At 61.4% G+C, this 14,264-nt stretch carries 11 protein-coding genes; 2 read left to right on the forward strand and 9 right to left on the reverse strand.

Going from position 1 to position 14,264, the window contains the following annotated elements:
• Positions 1-51 precede the first annotated feature (51 nt).
• Complete coding sequence (metC, locus tag L085_RS07275; RefSeq protein ID WP_044030437.1) at positions 52-1,248, reverse strand: cystathionine beta-lyase; 1,197 nt, start codon at positions 1,246-1,248, stop codon at positions 52-54.
• 431 nt (positions 1,249-1,679) lie between these two features.
• Here metC and exbB point away from each other — a divergent pair, with 431 nt between their 5' ends.
• Together exbB and exbD are read left to right on the forward strand one after the other, a co-directional pair.
• Positions 1,680-2,660 carry a tol-pal system-associated acyl-CoA thioesterase gene (gene exbB / locus L085_RS07280; RefSeq protein ID WP_004937304.1) on the forward strand — a complete coding sequence of 327 codons (981 nt, stop codon included), beginning with the start codon at positions 1,680-1,682 and terminating at the stop codon, positions 2,658-2,660.
• Positions 2,661-2,663: 3 nt separating this feature from the next.
• Positions 2,664-3,086, forward strand: a complete 423-nt coding sequence (exbD, locus tag L085_RS07285) for a TonB system transport protein ExbD (protein WP_004937307.1) — start codon at positions 2,664-2,666, stop codon at positions 3,084-3,086.
• Positions 3,087-3,143: 57 nt separating this feature from the next.
• Here exbD and L085_RS07290 read toward each other — a convergent pair whose 3' ends face one another.
• The 8 genes from L085_RS07290 to L085_RS07325 all read right to left on the reverse strand — a co-directional run bounded on the left by L085_RS07290 (position 3,144) and on the right by L085_RS07325 (position 14,151).
• Positions 3,144-4,187, reverse strand: coding sequence for a LacI family DNA-binding transcriptional regulator (locus L085_RS07290; RefSeq protein ID WP_015379068.1), 1,044 nt, complete (start codon positions 4,185-4,187; stop codon positions 3,144-3,146).
• Between the two features lie 21 nt (positions 4,188-4,208).
• Entirely contained in the window at positions 4,209-5,618 is a 1,410-nt protein-coding gene (locus tag L085_RS07295) for a sucrose-6-phosphate hydrolase (protein WP_044031943.1), read from the reverse strand.
• Positions 5,618-6,988 (reverse strand): sucrose-specific PTS transporter subunit IIBC, encoded by a 1,371-nt coding sequence (locus tag L085_RS07300; RefSeq protein ID WP_044030438.1) that lies wholly within the window; start codon positions 6,986-6,988, stop codon positions 5,618-5,620. Before L085_RS07300 ends, L085_RS07295 begins: the two co-directional genes overlap by 1 nt.
• A 63-nt stretch (positions 6,989-7,051) precedes the next feature.
• Positions 7,052-8,461, reverse strand: a complete 1,410-nt coding sequence (locus L085_RS07305; protein ID WP_044031944.1) for a carbohydrate porin — start codon at positions 8,459-8,461, stop codon at positions 7,052-7,054.
• Between the two features lie 193 nt (positions 8,462-8,654).
• The gene (locus L085_RS07310; RefSeq protein WP_044030439.1) at positions 8,655-9,581 is read right to left on the reverse strand and encodes an aminoimidazole riboside kinase; all 927 of its coding nucleotides are present in this window, start codon (positions 9,579-9,581) and stop codon (positions 8,655-8,657) included.
• A 178-nt stretch (positions 9,582-9,759) separates the two neighbouring features.
• Positions 9,760-11,286: a p-aminobenzoyl-glutamate transporter gene (abgT, locus tag L085_RS07315; protein WP_044030440.1), complete on the reverse strand. Its 1,527-nt coding sequence runs from the start codon at positions 11,284-11,286 to the stop codon at positions 9,760-9,762.
• 100 nt (positions 11,287-11,386) lie between these two features.
• Complete coding sequence (locus L085_RS07320) at positions 11,387-12,838, reverse strand: M20 family metallopeptidase (RefSeq protein ID WP_044030441.1); 1,452 nt, start codon at positions 12,836-12,838, stop codon at positions 11,387-11,389.
• Positions 12,835-14,151: a M20 family metallo-hydrolase gene (locus L085_RS07325; protein WP_044030442.1), complete on the reverse strand. Its 1,317-nt coding sequence runs from the start codon at positions 14,149-14,151 to the stop codon at positions 12,835-12,837. Before L085_RS07325 ends, L085_RS07320 begins: the two co-directional genes overlap by 4 nt.
• Positions 14,152-14,264 lie beyond the last annotated feature (113 nt).

Here is a 14,264-nt window from a genome sequence, read left to right on the forward strand (position 1 = left end):
AATAGCTTAAGCCGACATTAAACGAGACGAAGAAAATTATCGGAATCCGCCTTAGCGCACGCCGTTGAGGCGATCGAAGCCGGCCGCCAGATCGGCGATCAGGTCTTCGACGTTCTCCAGGCCGATATGCAACCGCACCAGCGTGCCGGAAAAATCGACGCCGCCCGCCGGGCGGATCGCTTCCAGTTCTTCCGGCTGGTTGGCCAGGATCAGCGACTCGAAGCCGCCCCAGGAGTAGGCCATGCTGAAGTGGTTGAAGTTGTCCAGGTAAGCGGCCAACTGCGTATCGTCCAGCCGTTCCTTCAGCACGAAAGAGAACAGCCCGTTGCAGCCGCTGAAGTCGCGGCGGTAGAACTCGTGGCCCTTGCAGCTCGGCAGGGCCGGATGATTGACCGTCGCCACCTCCGGCCGCGCCGCCAGCCAGTTGGCGACCTCGATGCTGCTGCGCTCGTGCTGCTTCAGCCGCACGCTCAGGGTACGCAGGCCGCGGCTCGCCATGTAGGCGGTGTCGGCATCCACCATCTGCCCCATCAGATAGGAGTACTCGCGCAGTTGATCCCAACAGCGCGCGTTGGCGACGGCGGTGCCAAGCATGTAATCGGAATGGCCGATCAGGTATTTGGTGCCGGCCTGAATAGAAATGTCGATGTCGAAATCCAGCGCCTTGAACAGCACCCCCGCCGCCCAGGTGTTGTCTATCATGATCACCACGTCCGGCGCCACGGCGCGAATGGCCTGCACCATCGCCGGAATGTCCTGCACTTCCAGGGTGATGGAACCGGGGGATTCCAGGAACACCACGCGGGTATTGGGCTGGATCAGTTTGGCGATGTCGGCGCCGATCAGCGGATCGAAATAGGTGGTGCTGACGTTCATGCGGCCGAGGATATGGGTGCAGAAATCCTGGGTCGGCTCGTACGCAGAGCCGGTGACCAGCAGGTGATCGCCGGCGCCGACGAACGACAGGATCGCATTGGCCACCGCCGCCGCGCCGCAGGGGTACAGCACGCAGCCGGCGCCGCCCTCCAGCTCCACCATCGCATCCTGCAGGGCGAAGTGGGTCAGGGTGCCGCGTCGGCCGTAAAACAGCTCGCCGTGGGCGCGTTGCGCGGTGGCGTGTTTTTTGGCAGCGACGGAGTCGAAGACCAAAGAAGAGGCGCGTTGCGTGACGGGATTGACGGAGCCCTGGGTGTAGCGTTTGCCGCGGCCGGCGCCGATCAGCGCGGTTTCGATGTGTTTTGACGTCATGGTACCTGGCTCACCTCTGGTTGCTCTGCACGTGCCCGTTTACGATAGCCCTTACGTTAACATGAGTTAATATAGCCATCCAGACGTTTTAACTTCCAGATATAGAAACGGCTATAATTGTCTGTTGGGCGCGCATTTCTCGCCTCATCCTTCTGCCGTGGTGCGAGAGAGAAGCCCATTCATCGGTCAAGACGCCGTTCGGCAGCGTGGCGTTGTTGCGTCGTTGTGGAAGAAAAGTAACGAAATCACCCTATAAAAGGGGCATTTGGCGGTGAACGGACACAGATTGGCGCTTTGTGGCGATGCTGGCTAAAATTTTCTCGTTTATTTGGTAAATAATAATGAGAACCACTATCAATCCCCGGTTGGTTTGATATGATCGCACGCTGAATTATTCCTTAATTTTGATCGGTAATGGGTGGAGGCACAGCGTGAAAACGGCTGGCAAGAATTTAAATCAAGGATCGTTCGGCCAGGGCCGGGCGCAGTGGGGCAAGGCCTTCGGCCGCAGCCTGATGGCATCTATGGTGCTGGTCGTAGGGCTGGCCGGCAGCGCGCAGGCCGCGCCGGCGAGCAATCCGGCCGTTGCCGAAAGCGTTGCGCCGACCACCGCGCCTGCACCTGCTGCAGCCGCCGCGCCGGAGAGCATCACGCCGGTGAACCCGGCGCCAACGATCCAGCCACCGGAAACCCGCGGCATGGACCTGTCCGTTTGGGGCATGTACCAGCACGCCGACGCGGTGGTGAAAGCGGTAATGATCGGCCTGGTGCTGGCCTCGATCGTGACCTGGACCATTCTGTTCTCCAAAGGCAGCGAACTGCTGCGCGCCAAGCGCCGTCTGCGCCGCGAACAGCTGGCTCTGGCCGAAGCGCGCTCGCTGGATGAAGCCTCCGAACTGGCGCAAAACTTCGGTCCGGAGAGCGTCAGCGCGGTATTGCTGAACGACGCGCAAAATGAGCTGGAGTTGTCTGCGGAATCCAACGACAACAACGGCATCAAAGAGCGCACCGGCTTCCGCCTCGAGCGCCGCGTGGCGGCCTACAGCCGCAACATGGGCCGCGGCAACGGCTTCCTGGCCACCATCGGCGCCATCTCGCCGTTCGTCGGCCTGTTCGGCACCGTGTGGGGCATCATGAACAGCTTCATCGGCATCGCCCATTCGCAGACCACCAACCTGGCGGTCGTGGCGCCGGGCATCGCGGAAGCGCTGTTGGCGACCGCGCTGGGTCTGGTCGCGGCGATCCCTGCCGTCGTTATCTACAACATCTTCGCTCGCGTCATCAGCGGCCATCGCGCGCAGGTGGGCGACGTAGCGGCGCAGGTCCTGCTGCTGCAGGGCCGTGATTTGGATCTGGCCGCGACGGCGGAAGCCAAGCGCTCACAGCACGCACATCAACTGCGGGCGGGGTGAGTCATGGCGATGCGCTTAAATGAAGATCTGGACGACAGCGGCGAACTGCATGAAATCAACGTAACGCCGTTTATCGACGTCATGTTGGTGCTGTTGATCATCTTTATGGTGGCCGCGCCGCTGGCAACGGTAGATATCCGCGTCGATCTGCCGGCCTCCTCCGCCAAGCCGCAGCCGCGGCCGGAAAAACCGGTATTCCTGTCGGTGAAGGCCGACAAACAGCTCTACGTCGGCGATCAGCCGGTGAATGCCGATCAGTTGACTTCGGTGCTGGATCAACGCACCCAGGCGAACAAAGAAACCACCATCTTCTTCCAGGCGGACAAGAGCGTGGACTATGAAACGCTGATGAGCGTGATGGACACCCTGCGTAAAGCCGGCTACCTGAAAGTGGGGCTGGTGGGCATGGAAGGCGCCGCCAAATAGCGGGCTGATGAAACAGAAAAGGGCGCTTCGGCGCCCTTTTTTACTGGTTCAGAGATATCACTCTTCGGCCAACAAAGCCCGGGAACCGGCATGGCGCCAGCGGATACGGCCCGGCAGATAAAGCGCGTTCTGTTCCAGCGGCCGCTCGTCGATCAGTGCGGTAACTTGGTCGAAGCTATGTTGCGCCAACGCCCGGCAGTCCTGTGCGACCGTATCGATCTTCAGCGTCATGCAGTCGAACAGGTAGTGATCGTCGAAGCTGCACAGGTGGATGTCGCTCTCCATCAGCTGATGTTGAGTCAGATAACGCAATACCCCTTCCAACAGGCCGCAGGCGGCGGTAAACAGCGCTTTGGGCGGCCGCCCCAGCTGTGCGCACAGCTGAGCGAACATCTCGTACCCTGAACTGGGGTGATAGTTGCCGTTGATGATCCATTCCGGTTTGCACTCGATGCCGGCGCGCTGCAGGCCAAGCTGGAAACCGGCCAGCCGATCGCGGGTCGGCGAAATGCGCGGCTGCCCGCCGAGAAAATAGATCTCGTCCGGATGTTGGCGCGCGACCTTTTCCACCAGGTCGGCGGTCGAGTTGACCGAATCGGTGATCACCAGCGGCAGTTCGGAACCGGCGATCAGACGGTCCATCTGCACCACCGGCAGTCCGACATTGATCTTCTGGTATTCCGCGTCGTTTAGCTGGCTGGAGGCGACAATCAAGCCGTCCACCTGCCGCTGCACCAGACTGTTCACCGCCATCATTTCCTGCGCCGGGTTTTCATCGGTACAGGCGATCAACAGCTGCAGCCCGGCTTCGCGGCACAGCGTTTCCAGCTCGCGCGAAATCACCGCAAAGCCGTAGTTGGTCATCTCCGGTACCACCAACCCCAGCGTGTGGCTGCGGTTGGAGCGCAAAGAGCGGGCGTGGATGCTGGGCTGATAATGGTGTTCGTGCGCCAGCGCCAGAATGCGATCGCGGGTGTCGTCGGACACCCGGTATTCCTTGCTGCGGCCGTTCAGCACCAGGCTGGCGGTCGATTTCGACACCCCGGCCAGCGTGGCGATGTCACTGATGGTAATGCGTTTATTTTTTTTCACTGACGCCATCTGAAGTCATCGGAGGATGCGTCATTCTAGCATGCATGGCGTCAGCGGCCAGTATTCCAACGCCAGCGGCGCGCTCCCGCACAGCCGCAGTTGCGGCTCACCCGCGGGGAAGTAGCGTGCGCTCATCACCGCCTCGCCGTGGTTGATGAAAATCTCCACGCTGGAACGATCGAACAGCAGTTGCAGATGCGTGACCGGGCCGCGCCAGTAACGGTGCTCCGGCCGGCCGTTGGTCAGGGAAGCGCGCGTCAGCTGCAGCCTTTCGCCGTCCCAGTTCAGCGTCATCGCTTCGCCAAAGGTTGCGTTGAACGGGCCCTGCGGCGTCAATTGCAGCTCCGCGGCCCCCAGCGCATAGGCGGGGGCGTTATCGGCGCGGCCTTGCCAGCCTGCTCGCTCACCGCGCAGCTGTTGCAGCTCGCGCGCCGGGCGCTGGTGGAGGCGGCCATGCCGCAGCGACAGTTCGCGCGGGCAGGTCATGGTGTGGATCCAGCCGTAACGGCGCGTCGGATGGGCTTCTTCATCTTGCTCGGGCACGCCCATCCAGCCGAACAGCAGGCGGCGGCCATCTTCCGCCAACGTCGTCTGCGGCGCGTAGAACTCGAAGCCGGCGTCCAGCTCGCGGAATTCGCCGTGGCTGAAGGCCGCCTGCCGGTAATCCAGCTTGCCGAGCAGATAACCGGCCTGATAACGGTTGAGATAGCGTTCCGGCTGCGGCGTCAGCCCCTGCGGACAGCAGATCAACACCTCGTCGCCGTCTAACGAGAACAGGTCCGGGCACTCCCACATGTAGCCGAATTCCTCTAAGCCGTTCAGTCCGGAACCGGCGATCTCTCCCAGCGCTTGCCAGTCGCGCAGATCGCTGGAACGAAACAGCAGCACCTTGCCGCGATCCTGCAAGTCACGCGCGCCGAGCACCATGTACCAGTCATTTTGATGACGCCACACTTTCGGATCGCGTACGTGACCGCTGTAGCCCTCCGGCAGCGGCAGCACCGGCCCGAGTTTGCGATATTCGCCCCGTTCGCTTTCCTGAGCCAGGCATTGGTAAGCGGTGCGTGAGCCGTCTGGGAATTTCACGTTGCCGGTGTAGATCAGCGTGATTTTGCCTTCCGCCACCACCGCCGAGCCGGAGTAACAGCCGTGGCTGTCGTAACAGGCGCCGGGCGCCAGGGCGATTGGCTGGTGCTCCCAACGCAGCAAATCAGCCGACTGCCAGTGTCCCCAGCATTTGTTGCGATGATCGCAACCCAGCGGATTCCACTGATAAAACAGATGATAAACGCCGTTGTGCTGGATAAAGCCGTTGGGATCGTTCAGCAGGCCAACGCTGGGTGCCAGATGCCAGTCCGGTCGGTGCGGATCGCGCAGCGCGAGCGGCTGGCCGTTCATTACCGCCCGCAGTGCCTGTTTGATTAAGCTGAGTTCTTCCATCATTGCGCGTCCGTTTTGTATTTCAGCAGTAGGGAGAGGACAAAGGCGCTGCCAAACGCGATCGCCAGACCGATGATATAGCTGACCAGAGAACTGGCCTGCACGATCGCCATGCCGGGGATCGCCGTCAGCCCGACCGCGTTCATGCCGACATGGTTGGCCACCACCCAGGCGCCGCCGAGCGCGCCGCCCGCCAGCGCCGCCAGAAACGGTTTCACGAAGCGCAGGTTGATGCCAAACAGCGCCGCCTCGGTGATGCCGAGCATGGCGGAAAAGGCAGAAGGCACCGCAATGGCTTTGATTTTGGCGTCGCGGGTTTTGAAATAGACCGCCAGGCAGGCGCCGCCTTGAGCGATGTTGGCCATCGACCAGATCGGCAGCAGGAAGTTGACGCCGATATTGGGGTTGCCGAGCAGCCCGGCTTCTACCGCGTGGAAACTGTGGTGGATGCCGGTGATGACGATAGCGGAATAGAGGCCGCCGAACAGCAGCCCGGCTAACCACCCCGCATGAGCAATCAGCGTGCTGAGCACGAAGGAGATGCCATCGCCCAGCGCGCGGCCGGCGGGGCCGATAAACAGCAGGGCGACAAAGCCTGAGATCACCACCGTCAGGAACGGCGTCAGGATCAGATCGAGCGCGTTGGGGATCACCTTGCGCAGCCGTTTTTCCAACAGGCTCATGAACCACACCGTCAGCAGCACCGGGAATACCGTGCCCTGGTAGCCGATCATGGCGATGTCCAGACCGAAGAAGTTCATGGTGTGGAACCCTCCGGCGACGCCCCAGGCATTGGTCAGCGCCGGATGCGTCAAAATGCCGCCGAGCGTGGCGCCCAGATAGGGATTGCCGCCGAATTCGCGTGCGGCGGTGAAGCCGATCAGAATCGGCAGAATAATGAACGCCGCCGAGCTGAACATATCCAACATGATGAACAACGCGCTGTTGGCATCGGCCCAGCCGTAGGTTTTCACCATGCCGAGCAGCCCCATCAACAGGCCGGAAGCGACGATCGCCGGGATGATAGGCACGAAGATATTCGACAGCAGGCGGGCGATGCGCTGCAGCGGGTTGAGCTTTTTCGCCGCGATATCGGCGGCTTCGGTCTTGCTGGATTCGCTGACGCCCGCCGCCTTGATGAATTCCGCATGCACCTTGTTGACCAGCCCGGTGCCGAAGATCACCTGGATCTGGCCGGCGTTGCTGAAGCAGCCTTTGACGCCGTCCAGTTTGCCGATGGCCTCTTTGTCCACCTTGCTGTCGTCCACCAGCACCAGGCGCAGGCGCGTGGCGCAGTGGGCGGCGCTGGCGATGTTCTCTTTACCGCCGAGCAGCGGCAACAGCGCGTTGGCGGTTGCGGTAATGTCCATGTTGTCCCCTTGCTAAATAAAAATGCCGCTGCGCAGTTTGCGGCGCAGCGACGTGAATCGATGTCAGAAGAAATACTTGAATCTGGCGCGCATGCCGTAACGCTGGTCGTTGTCGCCGTTGGCTATCTTGCTGTCGGCGTTGGCTTCCAGCAGCGAGACATAGGCGCCTAAATACAGGTTGAAATTCTTCATATTCATAATGTTAGGTATCTGATACGACGCATGAACGGTGTGGATGTCGTAGTTGCCCGGTTCGCTGAGCGGGTTGTGGATATCGGCGGCGATCCCGGCGGTATTGAACTCTTTGATATTGTTGTGCGCATAGATATAACCCAGTTCGAAGCGTCGCCACAGCACGTTGACGCCGGCGGTCAAGTCTTGCTCGCCGGCGGCATCCAGGTAGGCGGCGCTCAGGTTGGCCACCACGCCGTTATCCGGATCGGCCGCGTTGGTGTTCCAGCTCATGGTCATGCCGTAGCCGTTGCGCTTGGATTGATCGACGAAGCGGCCCTGGCTGTCCTGATAGCCGTAGGCGTTATTCACCACGTTGCTTTCCATCGCCGCCGCGATGCTGAAGGCGTCTTTCTTCCAGGCGATCACCGGGCGCAAATAGGCGACGTTTTTCTTATTTTCCAGCGCATTGCCGTGGTAGCTGTTGTCCTGGAACAGCGAGGTGCCGTCTTCCACCAGCGTGTTCAGTTCGAAATAGACATCCCCGGCGTATTTGCTCAGCATCAGGTTGCCGCCGCTGCTGCTACGGCCGCGGCCTTCTTTCATCATGTAGATATAGCCGAAGCCGTCGGCGTACAGGTCGTTGGCGGTATTGCCGGAGTATTGAATGAAGGTGTCCTGATTCAGCGGGAACATGTCGTAGGCTTCGAAGCGGCCGATTTTGGTTTGCCAGTTCTTTTCATTGCCGAAGAAGAAAGCGGCGTCGTCCAGGTTCATTTTGCCGCTCATGTCCGCCAGCGGCTGGACGCTGAAGCCGGAGAAGTTACCGTCCGGATTGCGGCGGTAGCCGTCCAGCCCGACCAGAATGCGGCCGTTGATGTCCCAGCGCTCTTTGTTGCCGGGTTTCCAGTCCTTGTGGTCGCTGCCTTTCAACGACGTCAGCTGGCCGCTGCGGCTGGCGCCGTCCAGGTTGAACTCCACGTCGCCATACAGTTTCAGATCGTTGAAACCGTTCAGTTTCAGCGCGCTGGTCGGAGAGGATTGCGTTTCCAGCGTGGCGGCGCGCTGCGCGACCTGCGCGGTTTGCCTTTCGGTGCTGGCGGTGCGCTGTTCCAGCTGTTGCGCCCGGCGTTCCGCCGCCGTGGCGCGGGTTTCAGCCTGAGCGGCGCGCCGTTCCGCCTGCGCCAGACGTTGTTCCAGCGCGTTGAGACGCGCCTCGATACTGTCGCCGCCCGAGGCCGCAGCGGCAGACGTGGAGAGGAAAAGCCCTGTTGTTATCGCCAAATAGCTGAGTTTTTTCATCATCGTCTATCATCCGGGAAGGGTTGTTATTATTTTTTGCTAAATTGCTAAACCGGTTTTTCATGGCGAAAGATAGCGATCGAGAAGCGGACTGGCAATCAAGTTTGCTAACCCGATTCAGCTATTGTGATCGAGTACGCAAATCGCGGGTTAAAAGACCACGGCGCTAAGGGGGCGCCGTGGATGCAGAGAATCAACGCAGGAAAGCAGCCAACTCGTCGGCGCGGGGCAGGGCGGTCATGGCGCCCTTGGCGGTGGTGGCCAGCGCGCCGCAGGCCTGAGCCTGAGCGATAACCGCCGGCCATTGCGCTTCCTGCGGCAATGCGTGAAGGCGCGCCAGCGCCGCTAACAGTCCGGCGACGAAGGCGTCGCCGGCGCCGGTGGTATCGACCGGCACGACAGGCGGCGCGCGGAAATGGCGCAGACGATGCCCGTCGTGTACGCAGACGCCGTCGCCGCCCAGCGTCACCAGCAGCAGGCGCAGCGGATAGGTTTGCATCATCCAGCGCATGGCGTTCTCCAGATCGTCAAGATGGCTGATGAAAGCCAGCTCTTCGCGCGACAGTTTCACCACGTCCGCCAGCAGCAGCGCCTTTTGCAGGCAGGGGCGCAGCGCTTCCGGTTGGCGCCAGACCTCTTCGCGGATGTTGGGATCGAAACTGACCCGGCCGCCGACTGCCCGCATGCGTTCCATCGCCGTAAAGGCCGCGCTGCGGCTGGGCTCCTGCGACAGCGCGATGGAGCAGAGGTGCAGCCACTCGCCCCGCTGGAAAGCCGGCAGATCGTCGGTCTGCAAAAACAGATCGGCGCTGGGCTGCACCATAAACGTGAATGAGCGCTCACCCTGAAGATCGAGATCCACCACCACCGTGGAGGTGTGGTGTTCGGGATCCGGCCGCATATGGCCGATATCCACCCCTTCATCGCTCAGCACCTGCTGCAGAAAGGCGCCGAAGCTGTCTTGCCCCACCCGGCCGATAAAGGCGCTGTCGCCGCCCAGGCGGGCGATACCCACCGCCACGTTCGCCGGCGCGCCGCCGGGGCATTTGAGATAACCGTTGGCATTTTCCGGCACCAGGTCGATCACGGCGTCGCCCAGTACCCATACGCGATTCATCATGCTTAATCCCTGTTTTTGTCGTTGTCAGATGGTGAGCTAAAATAGAAGAACCGGTTTAGCAAGGCAATGAAATAATCCTCAGAGCCGCTTGGTCAGTGAGGAAGATCAATCTTTCTGCTGGGCTTGGGGAGAAGGGGATCTGCCCCGCGAACCGGCGCGGGGAGAGATAGCGGTGCGTTTAGCCCAGCTTCGGATAGACGCCGGGACCGATTGGCAAGCCTAACGCATACCAGACCAGCAGCAGCAAAATCCACACGCTGAAGAACACCAAAGGATAGGGCAGGATCAGCACGTAATAGGTGCCGAGCTGCGCGTCTTTGCGGTAGCGCTGCAGGAAGCCGAGGAACAGCGGCAGGAACGGCGACATCGGCGCCAGCGGCAGCACCGCAGAGTCGGCGATGCGGAAGATCATCTGGGCGAACGCCGGGTGGAAACCGAGCAGCATAAACATCGGCACGAAGATCGGCGCCAAAATTGACCAGATCGCCGAGCCGCTGGCGATGAACATGCACAGGAAGGCGGAGAGGAACATCAGGCCGAGAAACGCCGGTGCGCCGCTCATGCCGGCGGCTTCCAGCATGTCGGTCAGGCCGACGGCCATAAACTTGCCCATGTTGCTCCAGTTAAAGAACGCCACGAACTGCGACAGCGGAAACACCATCACGATAAAACCCGCCATGCTTTTCATCGGATCGAGCAAGTGGTGGGGAATATCGTCCGGCCGCCGGATCTGTTTGGTGACCACGCCATAGGTAATGGCGACGGTGAAGAAGAACAGGATGATGATCGGCACAATACCCTTGATGAACGGGGAAGGGATCACCGAACCGGTGTTCGGGTCACGCAGCGGCGCGGCCTCCGGCACCACCAGAGCGGCGATGATGGCGATAAACACCAGCGCGGCGATGCCGCTCATCATCAGCCCCCGGTTCTGCAGCGGGGTCAGTGCTGCGATTTTGTCTTCGGCGCCGCCTTGCCACTTCGGCAGACGGGGCTCGATAAACTTGTCGGTGAGCAGCGCGCCGGAGATGGTCAGCACGATCACGGAGGTGGCCATAAAGTACCAGTTGTCGATCACGCTGACGTGAACCGCGCCATCCACCGCTTTGGTGGCTTCGGTGCTGATGCCGGAAAGCAATACGTCGGTGGTGACGATCAACAGGTTGGCGGTAAAGCCGGAGGCGACGCCGGCGATCGCCGCCAGCAGTCCGGCTATCGGGTGGCGACCCACCGCGACAAACATCAGCGCGCCGAGCGGCGGCATCACCACCAGCGCAGCGTCCGATGATATATGGCTGAAGAAGGCGATAAACAGCACCATATAGCTGGCGTAGCGGGCGCTGACGCGCGAGGCCATTTTGTACATCAGCGCCTGCAGCAGGCCGACCTTTTCCGCCAGGCCGGCACCTATCACCAGCGCCAAAATAGCCCCCAGCGGCGCAAAGCTGCTGAAATTATGGATGATATTGGGAAATATCCACTGCATGCCCGCCACGCTCATCAGGTTATTCACCTTGATGAGCTCGCCGGTGGCCGGATTTTTCACCGCCACGTCGAGCCAGGAAAACAGCGCGGTGGCCAGCATAAGCACCAGGATCAAATAGACGAACAGTAAAAACGGATTGGGGATCTTATTGCCGATGCGTTCCACCCAGTAAAAAACGCGTCCGGGGCTTTTATTGATTGGCGTTGTGGCCTCACTCATGATTTTACCCTCTGTGTTTGCTCTGTTGTGTGATTGTTATTATTTGATTTATTTATAATTATACTTAGTGGCCCGGTTGTCCGGGCCCTGTCTGTTCATGCTATTTCAATGGCGATGGTTGCACCCCCTGCGGGATTGGGCAGCGGTACGGCTGTTCGGCGCGCTGGCGCTCGAACTCGCTGCGGCAGCGCGCCAGCAGGGCGCTGTCGCTCAGCAGATCGATGGCGGTCGCCGCCATCACCTTGCCGGCCAGGCACATGCCCTTATGGGCGATAGCGGTGCGGCCCTGCGCCACCAGTTGCCAGGTGTGCAGCGGAGTGCCGAGTGCGAAACAGGGGCTAAAGCATTGGGCGGTCGGCGCCACCCAGCTCACGTCGCCAACGTCGGTAGAGCCGTACAGCAGATCGTCGGATTCCACATAAGGCGCGACCTCATCCATCAGCACCTTATCTCCCAACTGCTGCACCCACTCGCGTCCGGCTGAGCCGCCGGTGCGGGCAATGTTGAGTTTGGCGTTGCGCAGGTCGTCGCGGCTCAGGGTCTGGCGGATTTCCTCGGCGAAGCGGCGCTCGGCGTCGCTGTACTCGGGCAGACCGAAATCACACAGGTTTTGATACATCGCGCGTTCCAGGCTGCGGTTCGGCACATAGTTGGAGCAGGCCTTGTCGAAGCGCACTTCCACCTGGGTGTCAGTCATCAGCGCTGCGCCCTTGGCGATGTTGATCACCCGTTGGTAAATGTCCTGCGCCTGATCGAGCTGCGGCGCGCGGATCAGGTACAACACTTCGGCATCGGCCTGCACCACGTTGGGGGAGCTGCCGCCGGTGTTGGTAACTGCGTAGTGCAGCCGCGCTTCCTGCACGATATGTTCGCGCAGGAAGTTGGCGCCGGTATTCATCAGCGTCACCGCGTCCAGCGCGCTTCGCCCCAGGTGCGGCGAGTTGGCGGCATGGGCGGCGACGCCCTTGAAGTGAAACGCCGCCTGGATGTTGGCCAGCGTGCTGGTATTGAACATGCCGCTGAAGCCTTCCGGGTGCCAGGTGAGTGCGGCGTCGACGTCATCGAACAGGCCTTCGCGCACCATAAAGGTCTTGCCGGAGCCGCCTTCTTCGCCGGGGCAGCCGTAGAAGCGCAGGGTGCCGCTCAGCCGGTTCTGCTGCATCCACGCCTTGGCGGCGAAGGCGCCCGCCAGCGCGGCGGTGCCCAGCAGGTTGTGGCCGCAGCCATGACCGTTGCCGTTTTCCACCAGCGGCTGCGGCGTGGCGCAACCGGCCTGCTGGCTCAGCCCGGCCAGCGCGTCGTACTCGCCCAGCAGCGCGATAACCGGGTGGCCGCTGCCGTAGCTGGCGATGAACGCCGTCTCGATGTCGCCCACGCCGCGTTCAACCGAGAAGCCTTCCTGTTCCAGCGCATCGGCCAGCAACGTGGCGGAATAGGTCTCGTTAAAGCGCGTTTCCGGGTGGTCCCAAATCGCGTCGCTCAGCGCGCTGAAGCGGGGCCGGCGTTGGTCAATGTAGTCGTCGATAAAGGCCTGCAGTTCTGAGTTGCTCATGCTCCGCTCCCGAATGTCGGCAGGTTCAGCGCCAGCGACGCCAGCGTTTTCACCGCCACCGCCATCACCTGCTCGTTGAAGTCGAATTTCTCGTTATGGTGCCCGGCGCTCAGCTCGGTGCCGAAAATGACGTATGAGGCCTGGCCGCCGCGGGATTTCACCCGTTCCATCATGTAGGTGGCGTCTTCTGAGCCGGCGGCCTGTTCGCGGCGATCGACCACTGAGGCCAGCTCGGTTATCTGCTGCGCCTGGCGGCGGATGTAATCCACCCACGGTTGGGTCGGTTTGCTGCTCTGCGCCGCGCCCATCAGCGCGATATCGCAGGCGACGCCGTGCATTTTGGCGGCGCCTTCGATGGCGTTCAGCGCCTGTTGATAAACAAACGCGTTGATCTCATTGGTGGCGCCGCGCGTCTCCACCTTCATAAACGCCCGATCGGCGATCACGTTGCGGCCGGTGCCGGCCTGCAGCACGCCGACATTGATGCGCGAGCTGCCTTCGCTGTGGCGCGGGATGGCGTAAAGCCCCAGCGCAGCCTGCGCCGCCGCCAGCAGCGCGTTGCGGCCGTCTTCCGGCTTGGCGCCGGCGTGGGAGGCGACGCCGCGGAAAGTAACGTCCAGCTTGCTGGTGGCCATAAAGCTGTCGCTGCCGCACACCAGCTCGCCGGCCGGCACGCCGGTGCCGATATGCACCGCGGTGAAGAAATCGACGTCGTCCACCACGCCGGCCTCCACCATCGATTTTGCGCCGCGTGTGCCTTCTTCCGCCGGCTGGAAGATCAGTTTGACGGTGCCGCGAAGCTGGGATTCCAGGCTTTTGAACACGTGCGCCAGCCCCAGGCCGATGGTGGTATGGCCGTCATGACCGCATGCATGCATCATGCCGCTGTTGCAAGAGGCGAACCCTTCACGGAACGGCAGGTGTTCGGGTTCCAGCAATTCGTTGAGATCGAGGGCGTCCATATCCACGCGGTAAGCGATAGTCGGGCCGGGGCGGCCGGTATCGAGCGTTGCGACGATGCCGGCGAAGCCGCCGGAAAAATGCGGCAACCATTTTTCCAACGCCCCCTGATTGCGGGCGCGCTGTTCCTGCGCTTCCAGCTCGGCGGGCGAGGGCAGCCCCATGCGCGCCTCTGCCTTGATGACCTCGCGGCCCAGCTGCAGGCGATAGCCCAGCCGATCGAGTTCTTCCGCCACCAGGGTGGCGGTGCGGAACTCAAACCAGCCGGATTCGGCATAGCGGTGGAAGTCGCGGCGCCAGGCCTGCAATTGCGGGTACAAATCAGCCACCAACATCGAAAGCGAATTAGTCATAGTGATATCTCATAAGTTATCGCGCGCTGGATCGCTCCAGGCAGCAGTTATGCTCTGAACTGAAATCAGACGGTGAAGCTATTGCAAAGAAAAAGGTGCATTTGGTTACTAAC

It is taken from the genome of Serratia sp. FS14 (assembly GCF_000695995.1).
In the GTDB taxonomy this organism is placed as follows: Bacteria; Pseudomonadota; Gammaproteobacteria; order Enterobacterales; family Enterobacteriaceae; genus Serratia; species Serratia nematodiphila.

What these genes read in the sequence shown, in the direction of transcription:
- L085_RS07310 (WP_044030439.1), bottom strand. Translation starts at nt 9,581, where the DNA reads ATGATGAATCGCGTATGGGTACTGGGCGACGCCGTGATCGACCTGGTG.
- L085_RS07325 (WP_044030442.1), bottom strand. Translation starts at nt 14,151, where the DNA reads ATGACTAATTCGCTTTCGATGTTGGTGGCTGATTTGTACCCGCAATTG.
- metC (WP_044030437.1), bottom strand. Translation starts at nt 1,248, where the DNA reads ATGACGTCAAAACACATCGAAACCGCGCTGATCGGCGCCGGCCGCGGC.
- abgT (WP_044030440.1), bottom strand. Translation starts at nt 11,286, where the DNA reads ATGAGTGAGGCCACAACGCCAATCAATAAAAGCCCCGGACGCGTTTTT.
- exbD (WP_004937307.1), top strand. Translation starts at nt 2,664, where the DNA reads ATGGCGATGCGCTTAAATGAAGATCTGGACGACAGCGGCGAACTGCAT.
- L085_RS07320 (WP_044030441.1), bottom strand. Translation starts at nt 12,838, where the DNA reads ATGAGCAACTCAGAACTGCAGGCCTTTATCGACGACTACATTGACCAA.
- L085_RS07300 (WP_044030438.1), bottom strand. Translation starts at nt 6,988, where the DNA reads ATGGACATTACCGCAACCGCCAACGCGCTGTTGCCGCTGCTCGGCGGT.
- L085_RS07305 (WP_044031944.1), bottom strand. Translation starts at nt 8,461, where the DNA reads ATGAAAAAACTCAGCTATTTGGCGATAACAACAGGGCTTTTCCTCTCC.
- L085_RS07290 (WP_015379068.1), bottom strand. Translation starts at nt 4,187, where the DNA reads ATGGCGTCAGTGAAAAAAAATAAACGCATTACCATCAGTGACATCGCC.
- L085_RS07295 (WP_044031943.1), bottom strand. Translation starts at nt 5,618, where the DNA reads ATGGAAGAACTCAGCTTAATCAAACAGGCACTGCGGGCGGTAATGAAC.